The sequence below is a fragment of the Mesorhizobium sp. GW821-FHT04C10 genome, assembly GCF_059420305.1.
In genome coordinates this window covers 1167045-1183156 of record NZ_JBWKTL010000001.1, presented here as the reverse complement: position 1 = coordinate 1183156, position 16112 = coordinate 1167045, and the positions used below count along the sequence as shown (strand labels likewise).

18 protein-coding genes are annotated in these 16112 nt (G+C 64.2%); 11 read left to right on the top strand and 7 right to left on the bottom strand.

Annotated features, from left to right (window positions below; translation table 11 throughout):
• Positions 1-208: 208 nt before the first annotated feature.
• Positions 209-1432: an argininosuccinate synthase gene (locus AC07UC_RS05655; RefSeq protein ID WP_140776143.1), complete on the top strand. Its 1224-nt coding sequence runs from the start codon at positions 209-211 to the stop codon at positions 1430-1432.
• A 2-nt stretch (positions 1433-1434) separates the two neighbouring features.
• On the top strand, positions 1435-1950 hold the full coding sequence (locus AC07UC_RS05650) for a hypothetical protein (RefSeq protein ID WP_494904576.1): 516 nt from the start codon (positions 1435-1437) through the stop codon (positions 1948-1950).
• Positions 1951-2359: 409 nt separating this feature from the next.
• Here the strand turns inward: AC07UC_RS05650 and AC07UC_RS05645 are convergent, their stop codons facing one another.
• Positions 2360-3157 (bottom strand): lytic murein transglycosylase, encoded by a 798-nt coding sequence (locus AC07UC_RS05645; protein ID WP_140776147.1) that lies wholly within the window; start codon positions 3155-3157, stop codon positions 2360-2362.
• Between the two features lie 145 nt (positions 3158-3302).
• On the opposite strand from AC07UC_RS05645, the gene AC07UC_RS05640 reads away from it, so the two are divergent.
• The 8 genes from AC07UC_RS05640 to AC07UC_RS05605 all read left to right on the top strand — a co-directional run bounded on the left by AC07UC_RS05640 (position 3303) and on the right by AC07UC_RS05605 (position 11256).
• On the top strand, positions 3303-4550 hold the full coding sequence (locus AC07UC_RS05640; protein ID WP_494904574.1) for a flavin monoamine oxidase family protein: 1248 nt from the start codon (positions 3303-3305) through the stop codon (positions 4548-4550).
• Positions 4551-4641: 91 nt separating this feature from the next.
• Positions 4642-5739 (top strand): zinc-binding metallopeptidase family protein, encoded by a 1098-nt coding sequence (locus AC07UC_RS05635; RefSeq protein ID WP_494904572.1) that lies wholly within the window; start codon positions 4642-4644, stop codon positions 5737-5739.
• 63 nt (positions 5740-5802) lie between these two features.
• The gene (locus AC07UC_RS05630; protein WP_202325324.1) at positions 5803-6408 is read left to right on the top strand and encodes a DUF1236 domain-containing protein; all 606 of its coding nucleotides are present in this window, start codon (positions 5803-5805) and stop codon (positions 6406-6408) included.
• A 178-nt stretch (positions 6409-6586) separates the two neighbouring features.
• Entirely contained in the window at positions 6587-7540 is a 954-nt protein-coding gene (locus AC07UC_RS05625; RefSeq protein WP_494904570.1) for a CPBP family intramembrane glutamic endopeptidase, read from the top strand.
• A gap of 384 nt (positions 7541-7924) precedes the next feature.
• A complete protein-coding gene (ffh, locus tag AC07UC_RS05620) occupies positions 7925-9529 on the top strand; it encodes a signal recognition particle protein (RefSeq protein WP_140776157.1) in 1605 nt (534 codons plus the stop codon).
• Between the two features lie 8 nt (positions 9530-9537).
• Positions 9538-9864, top strand: coding sequence for a chorismate mutase (locus tag AC07UC_RS05615; protein ID WP_019862096.1), 327 nt, complete (start codon positions 9538-9540; stop codon positions 9862-9864).
• Between the two features lie 53 nt (positions 9865-9917).
• The gene (gene rpsP / locus AC07UC_RS05610; protein WP_010912392.1) at positions 9918-10319 is read left to right on the top strand and encodes a 30S ribosomal protein S16; all 402 of its coding nucleotides are present in this window, start codon (positions 9918-9920) and stop codon (positions 10317-10319) included.
• Between the two features lie 91 nt (positions 10320-10410).
• Entirely contained in the window at positions 10411-11256 is an 846-nt protein-coding gene (locus tag AC07UC_RS05605; protein ID WP_494908896.1) for an acyl-CoA thioester hydrolase/BAAT C-terminal domain-containing protein, read from the top strand.
• Between the two features lie 50 nt (positions 11257-11306).
• Here the strand turns inward: AC07UC_RS05605 and AC07UC_RS05600 are convergent, their stop codons facing one another.
• The 4 genes from AC07UC_RS05600 to AC07UC_RS05585 form a co-directional block, all read right to left on the bottom strand.
• Positions 11307-11570: a YMGG-like glycine zipper-containing protein gene (locus AC07UC_RS05600; RefSeq protein ID WP_140776159.1), complete on the bottom strand. Its 264-nt coding sequence runs from the start codon at positions 11568-11570 to the stop codon at positions 11307-11309.
• 116 nt (positions 11571-11686) lie between these two features.
• Positions 11687-12214, bottom strand: coding sequence for an SRPBCC family protein (locus AC07UC_RS05595; protein WP_494904566.1), 528 nt, complete (start codon positions 12212-12214; stop codon positions 11687-11689).
• Between the two features lie 89 nt (positions 12215-12303).
• Positions 12304-12714, bottom strand: a complete 411-nt coding sequence (locus AC07UC_RS05590; protein WP_494904564.1) for a DoxX family protein — start codon at positions 12712-12714, stop codon at positions 12304-12306.
• 131 nt (positions 12715-12845) lie between these two features.
• Positions 12846-13751: a bestrophin family protein gene (locus AC07UC_RS05585; protein WP_494904562.1), complete on the bottom strand. Its 906-nt coding sequence runs from the start codon at positions 13749-13751 to the stop codon at positions 12846-12848.
• A 182-nt stretch (positions 13752-13933) separates the two neighbouring features.
• Here AC07UC_RS05585 and AC07UC_RS05580 point away from each other — a divergent pair, with 182 nt between their 5' ends.
• Positions 13934-14347: an ACT domain-containing protein gene (locus AC07UC_RS05580; RefSeq protein ID WP_494904560.1), complete on the top strand. Its 414-nt coding sequence runs from the start codon at positions 13934-13936 to the stop codon at positions 14345-14347.
• Positions 14348-14351: 4 nt separating this feature from the next.
• Here the strand turns inward: AC07UC_RS05580 and AC07UC_RS05575 are convergent, their stop codons facing one another.
• A complete protein-coding gene (locus tag AC07UC_RS05575; protein ID WP_494904558.1) occupies positions 14352-14810 on the bottom strand; it encodes a GNAT family N-acetyltransferase in 459 nt (152 codons plus the stop codon).
• Positions 14811-15019: 209 nt separating this feature from the next.
• On the bottom strand, positions 15020-16054 hold the full coding sequence (locus tag AC07UC_RS05570) for an aspartate-semialdehyde dehydrogenase (protein ID WP_140776178.1): 1035 nt from the start codon (positions 16052-16054) through the stop codon (positions 15020-15022).
• Positions 16055-16112: the final 58 nt, after the last annotated feature.

Here is a 16112-nt window from a genome sequence, read left to right as displayed (position 1 = left end):
GCCTATACAAGATACGTCGCGCCGGCGCCAGATGCGAGACTGGCGCACCCTCCGGCAGAGGTCGCGGCCTTCGACCTGGAGAACGTCAGCAGCGCTGGATCAGCAGTCTGGCGCCGCGCGTGCTTGCTCGCTTTGCCGTTCCTGCTAAAAGGCGCTCCGACAATGCGTGACGCCCTTGCTTCAAGCGTCCGCCATCGACGGAGCCGAAATGTCCAAGACCAAAGACGTCAAGAAAGTCGTGCTCGCCTATTCCGGCGGCCTCGACACATCCATCATCCTGAAATGGCTGCAGACCGAACTCGGTGCCGAGGTCGTCACCTTCACCGCCGATCTCGGCCAGGGCGGCGAGCTGGAGCCGGCGCGCCAGAAGGCCGAGATGATGGGCATCAAGGACATCCGCATCGTCGATGTGCGCGAGGAATTCGTCTCCGACTTCGTCTTCCCGATGTTTCGCGCCAACACCGTCTATGAAGGCACCTATCTGCTCGGCACGTCGATCGCGCGGCCGCTGATCTCCAAGCATCTCGTCGAGATCGCCAAGGAGACCGGCGCCGATGCGATCGCGCATGGCGCCACCGGCAAGGGCAACGACCAGGTGCGTTTCGAGCTGTCTGCCTATGCGCTGAACCCCGACATCAAGGTCATCGCACCGTGGCGCGACTGGTCGTTCAAGTCGCGCACCGACCTGATCAATTTCGCCGAGCAGCACCAGATCCCGGTGGCCAAGGACAAGAGGGGCGAGGCGCCGTTCTCGGTCGACGCCAACCTTCTGCATTCGTCTTCCGAGGGCAAGGTTCTCGAAGATCCGTGGAGCGAGCCGCCGGAATTCGTCCACCAGCGCACCGTTTCGCCGATGGACGCGCCCGACGAGGTCACCGAGATCGAGATCGAATTCCTGAAGGGCGACCCGATCGCGCTCAACGGCAAGAAGCTGTCGCCGGCGACAATGCTGGCGGCGCTCAACGATCTTGGCCGCGACAATGGCATCGGCCGGCTCGACCTGGTCGAGAACCGCTTCGTCGGCATGAAATCGCGCGGCGTCTACGAGACCCCGGGCGGCGCCATCCTGATCGTGGCCCACCGCGCCATAGAATCGATCACGCTCGACCGGGGTGCGGCGCACCTCAAGGACGAGTTCATGCCGCGCTACGCCGAACTCATCTACAACGGCTTCTGGTTCTCGCCCGAGCGGCTGATGCTGCAGGCGATGATCGACAAGAGCCAGGAAGACGTCGAGGGCACGGTGCGCCTCAAGCTCTACAAGGGCAATGTCATGGTCACCGGCCGCAAGTCGAAAAAGACGCTCTATTCCGACGCGCTGGTCACTTTCGAGGACGACCGCGGCGCCTACGACCAGAAGGACGCCGCCGGCTTCATCCGCCTCAATGCACTGAGGCTGCGCACGCTGGCCGCGCGCAACCGCAACAAATAGGCATGCGCCGTCTCAGCCTGGTGCCGCTGGTCCTTCTGGCGGCACCGGCCAAAGCCGGGGATTTCGACCCCGCCTCGCTCGACCTTGCAGCGCTCATCGAATGCAGGGCCGACGTGCCGGCCTATAACGGCTTTGCCCTTTGGCTCGCAAGCGAGCCCGGGGCGGTGGAGAAGCTCAGCTGGAAAGAGGTTGCATCAGGCAATCCATTCCTCAGCCAGTATCAATTGCCCGCTCCGGTCCATGTCTTCGGGCGTGAGACCGCGACAATCGTCTTCACCGCGACAGGGCCGATGGCCGTGTTTGACGGCATTGGCGCGCCCGACCTCGCCCGGCAGCTCGACGTCCCGGCGACGGTCTCGACATCAGACAAATTCCTCGGCGAGAAAATCGTGGCCGAAAGCACCGAGGACACAGACGGCGTCAGTCTTTCCACGCGCATCACGCTCAATGTCTCGACCGTCGATAGCCATCCCGGAAAAGTGCTGGCCGGCTGCTCCTATGTTATTGATGTGAAATAGAAATCCGGCATTGCACCGAGTTCGATTGAGTCAGGTGAAATACGCCCCGGCTAAGGAATTTGACCGACGCATTGGTGAACCCGCATACCTTGGGGGAACACCACCGCTTCGTCATCCACGGGCGGAGCAAGGAGCGTAGCGACGCGGCGCAGACCCCTGGAGCTGCTCCGCAGCCCAAGGGATCCATGCCGGGACTCCAACGCTTCGCCACGGTGCAGGATCCTGCTCCGCTGCACTCCACGGCCGAGGTCACGGAATGGATCCTCGGGTCTCCGCGACGCCGCTATGCGGCTGCTCCGCCCGTGGATGACGAAGTTAGAGGTCTCGGCCAACTCCGAACATCCGCGACGCTCCCGCGCAACAAAAAGCCCGGCGCATGGCCGGGCTCTTGCTCGAACAGAGGCTTCAATCAGTTGGCATCGATCGCGTCGGCGATGCGCGCGATGGCCTGCTGATAGACGTTTGCCGAATTCCAGCCGGCAATCGCGCCCATATTGGCGCTCGCGCTCGCGCCGGCCCGCCAGCCATGACCCTTGAGGTAGTTGGCGGTGGAAGCGAGCGCTGTGGCCTTGTCGCGCAGGTTTCCGTTGCCGACCGCATATTTCAGGACATTTCCGGGCAGGAACTGCGTGTGGCCGACCTCGCCATGCATGGCGCCGACCGACGAGGAGGTCAACGCGCCGCGATCGACCAGCTTCAGGGCCGCGATGGCATGCGGATGGAAGTAGTCCGGGCGGCGGCAATCATAAGCAAGCGTCAAAATGGCGGACACCGTATTCTGGTTGCCCATGGAAGCGCCGAAGCCGGTCTCCATGCCCCAGATGGCGAGCAGCACGCCCGGCGACACGCCATAATTCCGTTCGATCTGGCTGAACAGCGCCGCGTTCGACTTCTTCAGCGAGCGGCCCTTGGAAATGATCGCGGCTCCGCCACGGCGCTTCATGAAATCGTCCACCGAGCCGCTGAACGCCTTGTGGATGGCGCGGTCGGCCGAGATCGTCCTTGTTGCGTAGGTCGCGCCGGCCAGAGCGGCCAGGCCCTTCGCGCCGACACCTTCGGCCTTGGCGTCCGCGGCAAAATCCTGCTTCCAGGCATCGAAGCCGGCACCGGTCTTGCCGCAACTCCCGGCCGCCTGCGCGCCCGTCGCCAGCCCAAGCACCGCCACCAGTGCGGCCGCTAAAATCCTACCCTTGGCAAGTAATGCCATGTCTTTCTCCTGGTTGCCTGATTCACGTCCCGGCGGGAATTTGCCAGCGAAACGCGCCTTTGTCACCGTCCTGTGGCGCGATGCTGGCGAATGCCGGGGAATTTGCTTACGATCAAGTGATTATTGTGGCGGGGTCGAAATAGCCATGGAAGACGTTGATGTCGTGATCATCGGCGCCGGCTCGGCGGGGCTGTCCGCGGCCAGGACCGTGCAGGCCGCGGGCCTCTCCTTCAAACTGCTCGAGGCCATGGACCGCATAGGCGGCCGCGCCTGGACCAGCGACCGGCATTTTGGCGTGCCTTTCGACATCGGCTGCGCCTGGCTGCATGCCGCCGACCGCAATCCGTATTTTCCCGAAGCCAAGAGTGCCGGCTGGACCCTGCACCACCACGATATGAACGTCGACCACCTCTACTACCGCAAGCGCAAGGCGAGCGAGGCCGAGGAAGCCGAGATGAAGGCAGCCGATGCGAAGCTGTTCGAATTGCTGGCGAAACATGAGGTCGGGGTAGGCGACGACGACCGCCTTTCCGCATTGCTGGAAAAAGGCCATGCGCCACGCGCGGCCGCCACCTTCGCCGGGCCGATGGATTTCGGCGCCGATGAGGACGAGATTTCGATCCGCGACTTTCAGGCCGCCGCCGATCTCGACCCCAACTATTTCAGCAAGGAGGGGTTTGGCGCGCTGGTCGCGCGTTTCGGCGCCGGCTTGCCGGTCGAACTGTCGACGCCGGCACGCCAGATCCTCTGGGACGTACCAGGCGTCGCCTGCGTCACCGACCGCGGCACCATCCGCGCCAAGGCGGTGATCGTTACCGCCTCGCCGGCGGTGCTTGCCTTCGAGGAGATCGCGTTTTCACCTGCCCTGCCCGACACCCATTTCGGCGCCTTCTTCGACCTGCCCATGGGCATGCTGACCAAGCTGCCGGTCGAAATCACGGGCACGAGGCTCGGCCTGCAGCCCTTCGACGACCTTTTGATCGAACGAATGGCCAGGCACGACATCTATTTCCTGTGTTTCCCATTCGACCTCGACCTGATGGTCGGCTTCGTCGGCGGCGATTTCGCCTGGGAGATGTCGGCCGCGGGTGAAGCCGCCGGCATCGACTTCGTCGTCGACCGGCTGTGCGGGATTTTCGGCGGCGATACGCGCAAACATGTCGGGCGCGCCATGATGACCAATTGGGGCGGCGAACGCTTCGTGCGCGGCGCCTATGCGGCTGCCCGCCCTGGCCGCTCGCAAGCGCGGGCGGCGCTGATGCAGCCGGTCGCGGAAAAGATCTTCTTTGCCGGCGAGCATGTCGCCGGCCCGCTGATACAGACTTGCGGCGGCGCGCGGCTGTCGGGCGAGGCGGTGGCCAGGCAGGTCGTCGCCCAGCTTGCAGCGAAATAGTCTCGATGGAATGCGGAACGCCGGCCCGCGGTTCGCGTTTGGGCACGGGCCGCCATGCACACCGTGCCTCCTCTGGTGAATCGAGACAGACATGAAACTCTTCGACTGCCCGCATTGCGGCCACCGTCTCTATTTCGAGAACGCGCAGTGCCTGAACTGCGGAAGCCTCGTGCTCTACGATCCCGAGCATGCCCGCTTTGCCCTGTCGGGCGCGGACGGCACTTTTCAGTGTACCAATGCCGATGAATGCGCCTGCAACTGGATGGCCGAGCCGGGGCAGGTCTTTTGCCGTGCCTGCGGGCTGAATCAGCTGATCCCCGATCTCTCGGTCGACGGCAACCGCCGCCGCTGGATCCGGGTCGAAGCGGCGAAGAAGCGCGCCATCTATTCGCTGCTCGCCTTCGGCCTGCCGGTGGTGCCCAAGCAGGCGCCCGCGGACGAGGCCGGCCTCGCCTTCGACTTCCTCGCCGACCCCATCGGCGGCGGGCCCGGCGGCGAACGCATCCTGACCGGCCATGACAATGGCCTGATCACGCTCAATGTCGCCGAGGCCGACTCCGCCGAGCGCGAGAAGCGTCGCGTCGAGATGGGTGAGAACTATCGAACGCTGCTCGGCCATTTCCGCCATGAACTCGGCCACTACTACTGGGATCGCCTGATCCGCGACGATCCACGCAGTCTGGATGCTTTCCGCGCCTTGTTCGGTGACGAGCGCACCGATTACGAACAGGCGTTGAAGACTTACTACGCCAACGGTGCTGCGCCCGACTGGCAGCAAGACCACATCTCGGCCTACGCCACTTCGCATCCCTGGGAGGACTGGGCCGAAACCTGGGCTCACCACCTGCACATCACCGACACGCTGGAGATGGTCCATGCGCTGAACTTCCCGCTCGGCCGGCTTGAGACGGTGGAAGCCAACGATTTGCCGCGAGGCGACACGGGCGGCGAACTGCAGGCGGCCCCTTCGGAACCCGCCAATGCGCCCGAGCCCTTCGACAAGATCCTTGCGCGCTGGCTGGTGCTGTCGGAAGCCTCCAACTCGATCAACCGCTGCATGGGTCTGCCCGACCTCTATCCCTTCGTCATTTCGGACGTGACGGCGCGAAAACTGGCCTTCGTTCACGACCTTTTGACCGGCCTGCCGAAAGGTGCGGGAACAAATCGTGAGGCGGCGCGGGCGTTTTAGCCGGAACGCATGCGCGACTGCCCCGTTTTCACCGCCGAGGGACCATGAAAACGGAGAGAAACCATGAAATCCCTATTGTTTCCCGCAATCGCCGGGATGATGACCGTGATGTCGGGTGCCGCCTTTGCCGACACCGCCGTCTCGGCCGTCACCGATCTCAACGTGCGCGCCGGCCCTGGCCCGCAATATCCTGTCATCGGCGTGCTCGCCGCCGGCCAGTCTGCGACGCTCAATGGCTGCATCGAAAACAGCAAATGGTGCACCATTGCCGAAGCCGGCGGCCAGGGCTGGGTCTATTCCGACTATGTGACGGCCGATTTCAGCGGCAGCCGGGTGGTGCTGACGCAGCGTCCGCACGGCTCCAGCGTCGCTGTCGTCTCGCCGCCGAAAGACATCGGTGACTATTCGACCGACTATACCGGGGCGATCGTCGCCGGCGAGCCGGTCGAGGACGCCTTTCCCCCGCCCCCGGCCGAAGTGCGCACCTATGTCGATACGCATCGCCTCGACCCCGTCTATCTCGACGGCGAGGTGGTGACCGGCGCCACCTTGCCCGACACAGTCGAGTTGCGCGAAATTCCCGACTACAACTACCGCTATGTCTATGTGAACGGCCAGCCGGCGCTGATCGATCCGCAGACGCGGCGCATCATGTACGTGGTTCGTTGATGGAAGCCGGCTGTCGCGATCGCGGCTGCTGGCAACAAACGGAATAGCCCTTCCTACCCGCGCGGCGCCTGGGTGCCGCGCGGTGTTTGTTCGCGCATTGAACCCTGACGAATAGCAATTCCGATTTCCGAGGCCATCGGCTAGATCAGAGGCGATGGATTCGGGCGAGGGGCTCAGCGTGAAGATCGACGACACTGCCTTCGAACGCTACCGGCACTCGCCGAACGCCAGGACGACCTTGCTGCGTCTCTTCCTCGGAACGCTGATCGTCGTCCTGCTCTGGGCCGTCACCACCGCGGCCGTGCTGTTCGGCGGCACCTATGCTTACTTCGTCTGGCAGGCGGCTGCTTCGCCGTCCGGCATGCAGGATTTCCTCGCCTCGCCGATCGGCATCCTCAGCGCCCTCGCCTCCTTCGCCGGCATCTGGATCGGCCTGTGGATCGCCATGCGATGGGTGCATGGCGAACCGCTGTCGGCGCTGCTTGGCGTCAGCCGGCGCGTCTCCTGGCCGGACTTCCTCAAGGGGCTGGTCGCGGTGCTGATCACCTCGGCTCTGTCCGAAATCCTGCTCTATTTGCTGCAGCCGGAGATCGCGCGCGGCACGATCAGCCTGTCTTCCTGGCTGCTGTTTCTGATTCCGATCGTCGCGCTCACCCTGCTGCAGACCTCGTCGGAGGAGGTGCTGTTTCGCGGCTACCTGCTGCGTGGCCTGGCCAACCGGTTCAGGAGCCCGCTCATCTGGGCGCTACTGCCGGGCCTGCTGTTCACCTCGCTACACTGGAGCAGCGCTTCGTCGCTCGCCATCAATGCTTGCGTGCTGGTCTCGATCGCGGCCTTCGCACTGCTTCTGACGCTCGTGGTCTATGTCACGGGCAACCTCGGTGCGGCGCTGGGCGCCCATCTCGGCAACAATCTGGCCGGCTTCCTGCTGATCTCGCACCAGGAGAGCTACAACTCCTTCGCCCTGTTCACCGCAAGGCCGCTCGAAGGCCCCGGCTGGATGACGTCGGATGCCGTTCTCATCGCCCTTATCGGCATTGCCTGCAGCCTGCTGACGATCGTGCTGCTGCTGCACCGCCGCTCGCCGCTGAAGGTCACGGCCGAGCTCCCGAGCGGTGCGAAGGCAGGCTGATCGGGGCGCGAGGAACGGCGCGATCTGGCGCTTGTCTTGACTCTGCGGCCGATTTCCTGTCTACACGCCTCGAATTCCGCGACGAGTATCCCTCCGAGCAAGCCGACCAGGACGCCGAAGCCTCTTTGAGGCCAAGTGCTGTAAACAGATCCTGGAGGCCAACACCCGGCAGCGCAATGCGCCCCCGGGTGCTTTTTGGTTTTGGGCTTTGCTTTTGATTGGACAGTTGGCGCGAACGCATTACCTCTCGGGCACCATCCGGGTGCCAGGGAAAAGGAAAACGAATGTTTGAATCGCTGCAGGAGCGCACAAGAGGCGTGGAGGGCCACCGGCCCGACAGGGATTACTATGACTCCAAGGCGCTCTCGAGCGGCGGGTTGACCAATGTTTGAGTCCCTACAAGAGCGTCTTGGCTCCATCCTCAACGGCCTGACCGGCCGCGGCGCGCTGTCGGAGGCGGATGTCTCGGCGGCACTGCGCGAGGTGCGCCGTGCGTTGCTCGAGGCCGACGTGGCACTGGAAGTGGTGCGCTCCTTCACCGACAAGGTACGCGAGAAGGCCGTCGGCGCCGCGGTGCTCAAGTCGATCAAGCCCGGCCAGATGGTCGTCAAGATCGTCCATGACGAGCTGGTCGACATGCTGGGCGCCGAAGGCGTCGCCATCGACCTCAATGCGCCGGCGCCCGTCGTCATCATGATGGTCGGCCTGCAGGGCTCCGGCAAGACGACCACCTCGGCCAAGATCGCCAAGCGGCTGACCGAGCGGCAGAACAAGAAGGTTCTGATGGCCTCGCTCGACACGCGGCGTCCCGCCGCGCAGGAGCAGCTGCGCCAGCTCGGCGAGCAGGTCAAGGTCGCGACGCTGCCGATCATTGCCGGCCAGAACCCGGTCGATATCGCCAAGCGCGCCGTGCAGGCGGCCAAGCTCGGCGGCCACGACGTCGTCATCCTCGACACCGCCGGCCGCACCCATATCGACGAGCCGCTGATGGTCGAGATGGCCGACATCAAGAAGGTGTCGAGCCCGCACGAGATCCTGCTGGTGGCGGATTCGCTGACCGGCCAGGACGCCGTCAATCTGGCGAAGAGCTTCGACGACCGTGTCGGCATCACCGGCCTTGTGCTGACCCGCATGGACGGCGACGGCCGTGGCGGTGCGGCGCTTTCCATGCGTGCCGTCACCGGCAAGCCGATCAAGCTGATCGGCACCGGTGAAAAGATGGACGGGCTGGAGGAATTCCACCCCAAGCGCATCGCCGACCGCATCCTCGGCATGGGCGACATCGTCTCGCTCGTCGAAAAGGCCGCCGAGAACATCGACGCCGAGCAGGCGGCGGCGATGGCCAAGAAGATGCAGTCGGGCAAGTTCGACCTGAACGACCTCGCCCAGCAGCTTCAGCAGATGTCGAAGATGGGCGGCATGGGCGGCATCATGGGCATGATGCCCGGCATGGGCAAGATGAAGGACCAGATGGCCGCCGCCGGCCTCGACGACAAGATGTTCGGCCGCCAGCTCGCCATCATCTCCTCGATGACCAAGGCCGAGCGCGCCAATCCGGATATGCTCAAACACTCGCGCAAGAAGCGCATCGCCGCCGGCTCCGGCACTGACGCGGCCGAGATCAACAAGCTCCTGAAGATGCATCGCGGCATGGCCGACATGATGAAGGCGATGGGCGGCAAGGGCAAAGGCGGCGGCCTGATGCGCGGCATGATGGGCGGCCTCGCCTCCAAGATGGGCCTTGGCGGCATGATGCCCGGCGGCCCAGGGGGTATGATGGGCGGCGGCATGCCCGATCTGTCGAAGATGGATCCCAAGCAGCTGGAAGCCTTGCAGAAGCAGGCGCAGGCCGCAGGCCTCGGCGGCATGAAAGGCCTGCCTGGGGGTCTTCCCGGCGGCGGCCTGCCGGGCCTTCCCGGCGGCATGAAACTTCCGGGGCTTCCCGGCCTCGGCGGAGGCGGACTGCCGGGCCTTGGCAAGAAGAAGTGAGAATACGGATGAATGAAGAAAAGGACATGGCCGACGCCCGCACCATCCTGGCCGGCTATCGCGCCTCGATCGACAACATCGATGCCGCCCTCATCCACATGCTGGCCGAGCGCTTCCGCTGCACCAAGGCGGTCGGCGTGCTCAAGGCCGAGCATGGCCTGCCGCCGGCCGACCCGGCGCGCGAACAGCAGCAGATCGCCCGTCTTCGCCAGCTGGCGAAGGACGCGCATCTCGACCCCGATTTCGCGGAGAAGTTCCTCAACTTCGTCGTCCGCGAAGTGATCCGCCACCACGAACAGATCGCCGCAGCCAACGGCGTGACGAAAACCGGCTGAGAAATCTCAGCTAAATCCAATCAAACGAAATCAGAGCTTTTAGGAGAAAAGAAATGGCACTGAAGATCAGACTGGCCCGTGCGGGCTCGAAGAAGCGTCCTTACTACCACGTCGTCGTTGCCGACGCCCGTTCGCCGCGTGACGGCCGGTTCATCGAGTCGCTCGGCTCGTGGAATCCGCTGCTGCCGAAGGATGGCGAGCGCGTCAAGGTTGACGCCGACCGCGTCAAGCATTGGCTGTCGCACGGCGCCCAGCCGACTGACCGCGTGCTGCGCTTCCTCGACGAGGCCGGCCTTGCCAAGCGCGACGCCCGCTCCAACCCGAAGAAGGCGGAGCCGGGCAAGAAGGCCCAGGAGCGCGCGGCCCTTCTGAAGAAGGCGCAGGAAGACGCCGCCGCCGCGGTTGCCGCCGCTGCAGCAGCTCCGGCCGAGGCGGAAGCCGCCACGGCCGAATAAATATTGCGTCATCGCATCGACGAAACGGCGGGCTGTGCCCGCCGTTTTGCTATTGTCCGGCAATGCCATGGCATTCAGGCTGATGGAGCGGATGGGCGAACAGGCAGTCACGGAAGAAATCCTGTCCGGTGGCGTTGCCGGAACGCTGTTCCGATGCGCTGATGCCACGACGGGTGTCGTTGTGTTGAGCGGATCGAGCGGCCGTATCGATGCCGCTCGCGCCGGACTGTTTGCCAGGGAGGGGGCATCCGCGCTCGCGCTCCAGTGGTTCGGCGGCGAAGGCCAGGTTCCCGGCATCTGTGAAATCCCTCTCGAGACGTTTTTCGCGGCAACAGACTGCCTTGTCGGGTTGGGCTGCCGCCGCATCGTCTATGTCGGCACCTCGAAAGGCGCCGAAGCATCGTTGCTTGCGGCGGCTCATGACCCGCGCATCGATGCCGTGGCTGCGATCAGCCCGACATCGGTGGTTTGGGGAAACATCGGGCCGGGCCGCGACGGCATGGACTGGCCCGAGCGCTCTTCATGGACGCTCAAGGGGATTCCACTCCCGTTCGTTCCAACCGACCCGCATTGGAACTCGAGCCGTGTCGATGGCCTTGTGTCCTACAGGGGGCTTTTCGAGCAATGCCTGACAAGCTTCAGGCAGGAGGCAGACAGGGCCGCCATTCCCGTCGAGGCCATTTCGGCGGAGATTGTGCTGGTCGCGGGCGGCGATGACGCGCTGTGGCCATCGCTGGATTTTGCCCGGTCGATTGTCCGGCGCCGAAAGGATGCCGGAAAGGCCACGCGCCTCGTTTGCGCCCCCGGCGCGGGCCACCGCATCCTGCTGCCGGGTGAAACCACGCCACGGTCGGGCTCGCACGCACATGGCGGCAATGATCTTGCCGATGCGCATCTCGGCCGTGACGCGTGGCAAGCCATCCAGGAACTGCTGTAGAAACGGCGGGCCTGTTGCCCGCCGTTTTGCCGGCTACAGTCCAGCGCCGGTCAATAGCCGCGCGGGCAGCGGTCTACATAGACACGGCCGTGACGGTCGCGATAGCGGCATTGGCCGCGTTCGCTGGCATGGCCGATCAGGGCGCCGGCAACGGCGCCAACCGCGCCTCCGACGACTGCGCCCTGGACCGGATCGCCGGCCACGGCTGCGCCGATCGCTGCGCCACCAAGGCCGCCTACCGCGGCGCCTTGTTCCGTCTGCGAGCACGCACCGAGCGCCGTCGCCAACACCAGAATGGTCAGGATTTTCTTCATTTTCGTTCCTCTCTCACGCGGATCGCCGTCTCGCCGCCAAGTCCTTAACTCTCAGACGGCGGATTTGATCCCGAGGAGAATGACGATCTCGCCCCCGCAGTATCGTCCCACGCCGATCATGCCTCGCTGAGGCCCTTCAAATTGGCGAGCCCGGCCTCGAAATCCCTGCCGATCAGCGTGTCGAAATTCATGAACAGGCCCATCAGCTTGGCGATAAAGGGGCGGCTGCCGCGCATGGCCCAGCTGACGGCGGTGTTATCGCCCGAAGGCGTCAAGGTGAAGTCGACGCTGTTGCTGGCCCGGAACGGCTTCTCGAAATCGAGCTTGAGCGACACCAGCGAGGACGGCACTGAGTTGACGATCTCCATGCGCCCCTTGCCGGCCTTGCCATTGCCTTCCCAGGCATAAACGGCACCCCTACCGCTTTGCGCGCCGGAGAGCGTTCGCTTCATGTCGGGGTCGAGCTTTTCGTAAGGCGACCATGCCGGCCAGCGGCTGAAATCATTGATCAGCGGGAAGATCGCTTCCGGCGGGGCCTTGATGGTGGCGGTGCGGGTGGTAACGAAATCATTGGGCCGCGTCGCGGCATAGATGAGGACGGCGGCGATGATGACGAGCAGAATGATGAGGATGGTGCTGAACATTTTTCTCTCCCTAAAGTAGAAAAGTGTGAAGCGGTTTTCCCGGGAAAGCGCATAGCGCTTTCTCCAGGGATTGCGTCAAAACAGTGAGACTATCGGCTGAACGGGAGCAATGCGCGCAGCCTGGGGTCGCGCAGGAACAGTCCCGCCCACAGGATGACACCGAGATAGACGCCGAACAGCGTGTGCGAGAACAGCGGGCTGTCGATGCGCAGCTTGGTGGCGATGGCGCCGCCCATATAGGCGGTGAGCAGGATGGCACCGAGCACCGAGCTGCGCGGCCAGGCGTAGAGCGCCGTCGCGATCAGGCCGATGACGCCGAGCATGCGCGCGACATTGGGCTCGGCCGGCCAGCCGAGCGGCACCATCGTCTGGGTGACGACATCGAGCGGCGGCAGCTTGATGGCACCGTCGAAGATCATGAACAGGATGATGAGGCCGCTGAGCGCACGGCCGGTCCACAAGGCGCCGGACGAGACAGGCGCGGTTTCGGAAATGCTCATCGACGTTCCCTCCGGTTGGTTCTGGCCCCTTTCGCAGGGGTCGAACCAAGGACGCGGCATGAGGCGGCAATCCTACAGGGGGCTGGTTTTTTCCGTCCGTCCTTTGACCGGCAGGCAGGCCGGCCCGGATTCTACGAGAAATAGAACTTTTCGGCCGGGAGCATTTTCGGCGGTGTTTCGCCCAGTGCCTCGAACACCGAGATTTCGCAGACGCGGCACAGCCCGTCGAGGGCGAGGTCGTTGGCCTCGGTGCCGAAAGGATCCTCGAGCTCTTCCGAAAGCGCGTCGAGGCCGAAGAAGGTGTAGGCGATCAGCGCGGTGAACAGCGGCGTCGCCCAGCCCGTGGTCGAGATCAGCCCGATCGGCAGCAGCAGGCAGACGATGTAGGCCGTGCGATGCACAAGCAGCGTATAAGCGAAGGGCAAGGGCGTGCCGGCGATCCGCTCGCAGCCAGCCTGGATGGCGGTGATCGATGCCAGCCTCTCGTCCAGGATGCGGAAGCCGATCGGATCGACTTCGCCGGCACGGCGTTGTGCATTGGCGCGCCGGCCCATGCGCCTGACCATCTCATCCGCCGGATTGGCGAAATTCGCCGCCGTCTCCGCTTCCGTGTCGATGAAGGCGCGGGCATCTTTCACGCTGTCGGTCTTGCGCAACTGGCCGCGCAGGAAATGACAGAAGGCCAGCGCCTCCATCAGCAAGGCACGCTGTTCGGCCGGATCGGCGATCAGGCTGGTCGTGGCGCGCGCCAGATTGCGGATTTCGAAGACCAGCGTGCCCCACAGCTTGCGCGCTTCCCACCAGCGGTCATAGGCGGCGTTGTTGCGGAACGACAGATAGATGGACAGCGTCACGCCCACCAATCCGAACGGCGCTATGTTGAAGACGCCCAGATCAAGCTTGAACCACCGCGCCAGGGCAAGGATGACCGCCGAATAGATGGCGAACCCAAAGATCTGCGGCAGGATGCGCGGCACCACGGAGCCGCGCATGATGAAGAACAGCTGCAGGAAGTTGGGGCGCGGGCGAACGATCATGGGCGGGCCTCTCACGGACCGGCATCGGCCCTCAGCTCCTGTATTGTGCGATGCGGCAGATCCGCAAGCCCAGCCGTCAGCGACATCGCAATGTCGTGCGCCCGGTGTGCGGACTATCGGCATGGACAGGTTGCGGATATTGAGAAGCCTGTGGGCCATGGCCCGCCCAAGAGGCGAGACGAATGACCGGCGAAACCGATCTGAAGACATTGTTGGCGTCGATGACGCCGGAATTGCTCGACGGGACCTATGTCTTTGTCACGCTGGCGCCTGGAGTTTCCCAGCCGAAGAACCTCGACCCCGTGATGCTCTTCCTCGAGCGCGAGGGCACGACGCTGATCGTGACGGAGGATACAGCAAAGGCAGCCGGGCTGAGCGCCTCATTCCGTTGCCGGATGATAACGTTGAACATCCACTCGTCGCTGGAAGCGGTCGGCTTCCTCGCCGCCATCACCACGCGGCTCGCCGCCGCCGGCATGGGCGTCAATCCGGTCTCGGCCTTCTATCACGATCATCTGTTCGTACCGGCGGAGCGGGCGGAGGAGGCAATGGTCTTGTTGCGTGGACTGGCGGCAGAGAACGGACGGGTTCAGTAAGCGGTCAACGTCTGCGGACGTACCGAATATCCGGCAGGCCCTCCTCGTTGGTGGTGCCGTCGCCGAACGCTTCCGCACGGAACCCATGGCGCTCATAGAAACGTCGGGCGCCGGTGTTGGCCTGGAAGCAATGGAGTTTCACGATCGGCAAGGTAGCGGTCGAGTCGATTAGCAACCGGCTGCCTATACCTCGCCCCGTCCAGGCCGGGTCGAGATAGAGTTGTTCCACCCAATCGCCGCTGACGGCGATGAAGCCGACAATCTCGCTATCGGCTTCAGCCACCGTCACCTGCTGCCGTGGCAGGACGATGTCGCGGATGAAGGATAGGTCTTCCTCCGGGGTGTGCAGGCGCGGCATCCACTCGAAAGCATCGAGCGACGCGCGCATCGTCTTGGCGATGACGGCGGCATCCGAACCGATGGCCGGACGTAGGGTGATATCTATGGGCTGAGTGCTCGTCATGAATGGAACACCAACGTCTCACTCCGCTGGAACACCCCTCATCCGTCTCGGCGCTACGCGCCGATCCACCTTCTCCCACAAGGGGAGAAGGAAAAGCGCCCCGGCCGAAGGCCGAGCCCGCGACCGCGGGCCGCCGGTCGTCCGGCGCCCTCGCGGAGGGCCCGCCGCGGCAGCGGCGGAACAGCCCGTGAGCGCTAAACAAACCGCCGTCAGGCCGCCTTCTTCTTCGGCTGGATCAGGCCGCGCTCAACCAGCAGCTCGGCGATCTGCACCGCATTGAGGGCCGCGCCCTTGCGCAGATTGTCCGACACCACCCACATCGACAGGCCGTTGTCGACGGTCGAATCCTCGCGGATACGCGAGATGAAGGTGGCGTCCTCGCCGGCCGATTCCAGCGGCGTGATGTAGCCACCGTCCTCGCGCTTGTCCAAGACCTGGCAACCGGGAGCGTCACGCAGGATATCGCGCGCCTCGTCGGCGGTGATCGGCTTCTCGAACTCGATATTGACCGCTTCCGAATGGCCGATGAACACCGGCACGCGCACGCAGGTCGCCGTCAGCTTGATCTTAGGGTCGAGCATCTTCTTGGTCTCGGCGACCATCTTCCACTCTTCCTTGGTGAAGCCGTCATCGAGGAAGACGTCGATATGCGGGATGACGTTGAAGGCGATGCGCTTGGTGAACTTCTTGACGTCGACCTGGTCGGCGACAAACACCGCGCGGGTCTGGGTAAAGAGCTCGTCCATGCCTTCCTTGCCGGCGCCCGACACCGACTGGTAGGTGGCGACGACGACGCGCTTGATGGTGGCGAAATCGTGCAGCGGCTTCAGCGCCACGACGAGCTGCGCCGTCGAGCAGTTCGGATTGGCGATGATGTTCTTGCGCGTGAACAGCGAGATCGCGTCCGGGTTCACTTCCGGCACGATCAGCGGCACGTCCTGGTCGTAGCGGAAGGCCGACGAATTATCGATGACGACGCAGCCCTGCTTGCCGATCTTCGGCGACCATTCCTTGGAGACGTTGCCGCCGGCCGACATGACGCAGATGTCGGTGTCGGAAAAATCATATTGGTCGAGCGCCCTGACCTTCAGCGTGCGGTCGCCGAACGACACTTCCGTGCCCTGGCTGCGCCGCGAGGCCAGCGCCACCACTTCGCTTACCGGAAAGCCGCGCTCTTCCAGTATGTTGAGCATTTCCCGGCCCACATTGCCCGTGGCGCCGACGACTGCAACCTTGAAACTCATCTGATATCTCCTGTCCCTCTCCGCTTGGTTTTTGGAGAAAACCCGCCGGCCGATGCGG

What these genes read in the sequence shown, in the direction of transcription:
- rpsP (WP_010912392.1), top strand. Translation starts at nt 9,918, where the DNA reads ATGGCACTGAAGATCAGACTGGCCCGTGCGGGCTCGAAGAAGCGTCCT.
- AC07UC_RS05655 (WP_140776143.1), top strand. Translation starts at nt 209, where the DNA reads ATGTCCAAGACCAAAGACGTCAAGAAAGTCGTGCTCGCCTATTCCGGC.
- AC07UC_RS05650 (WP_494904576.1), top strand. Translation starts at nt 1,435, where the DNA reads ATGCGCCGTCTCAGCCTGGTGCCGCTGGTCCTTCTGGCGGCACCGGCC.
- AC07UC_RS05640 (WP_494904574.1), top strand. Translation starts at nt 3,303, where the DNA reads ATGGAAGACGTTGATGTCGTGATCATCGGCGCCGGCTCGGCGGGGCTG.
- AC07UC_RS05585 (WP_494904562.1), bottom strand. Translation starts at nt 13,751, where the DNA reads ATGATCGTTCGCCCGCGCCCCAACTTCCTGCAGCTGTTCTTCATCATG.
- AC07UC_RS05595 (WP_494904566.1), bottom strand. Translation starts at nt 12,214, where the DNA reads ATGTTCAGCACCATCCTCATCATTCTGCTCGTCATCATCGCCGCCGTC.
- AC07UC_RS05635 (WP_494904572.1), top strand. Translation starts at nt 4,642, where the DNA reads ATGAAACTCTTCGACTGCCCGCATTGCGGCCACCGTCTCTATTTCGAG.
- AC07UC_RS05575 (WP_494904558.1), bottom strand. Translation starts at nt 14,810, where the DNA reads ATGACGAGCACTCAGCCCATAGATATCACCCTACGTCCGGCCATCGGT.
- AC07UC_RS05600 (WP_140776159.1), bottom strand. Translation starts at nt 11,570, where the DNA reads ATGAAGAAAATCCTGACCATTCTGGTGTTGGCGACGGCGCTCGGTGCG.
- AC07UC_RS05570 (WP_140776178.1), bottom strand. Translation starts at nt 16,054, where the DNA reads ATGAGTTTCAAGGTTGCAGTCGTCGGCGCCACGGGCAATGTGGGCCGG.
- ffh (WP_140776157.1), top strand. Translation starts at nt 7,925, where the DNA reads ATGTTTGAGTCCCTACAAGAGCGTCTTGGCTCCATCCTCAACGGCCTG.
- AC07UC_RS05590 (WP_494904564.1), bottom strand. Translation starts at nt 12,714, where the DNA reads ATGAGCATTTCCGAAACCGCGCCTGTCTCGTCCGGCGCCTTGTGGACC.
- AC07UC_RS05645 (WP_140776147.1), bottom strand. Translation starts at nt 3,157, where the DNA reads ATGGCATTACTTGCCAAGGGTAGGATTTTAGCGGCCGCACTGGTGGCG.
- AC07UC_RS05615 (WP_019862096.1), top strand. Translation starts at nt 9,538, where the DNA reads ATGAATGAAGAAAAGGACATGGCCGACGCCCGCACCATCCTGGCCGGC.
- AC07UC_RS05605 (WP_494908896.1), top strand. Translation starts at nt 10,411, where the DNA reads ATGGGCGAACAGGCAGTCACGGAAGAAATCCTGTCCGGTGGCGTTGCC.
- AC07UC_RS05630 (WP_202325324.1), top strand. Translation starts at nt 5,803, where the DNA reads ATGAAATCCCTATTGTTTCCCGCAATCGCCGGGATGATGACCGTGATG.
- AC07UC_RS05580 (WP_494904560.1), top strand. Translation starts at nt 13,934, where the DNA reads ATGACCGGCGAAACCGATCTGAAGACATTGTTGGCGTCGATGACGCCG.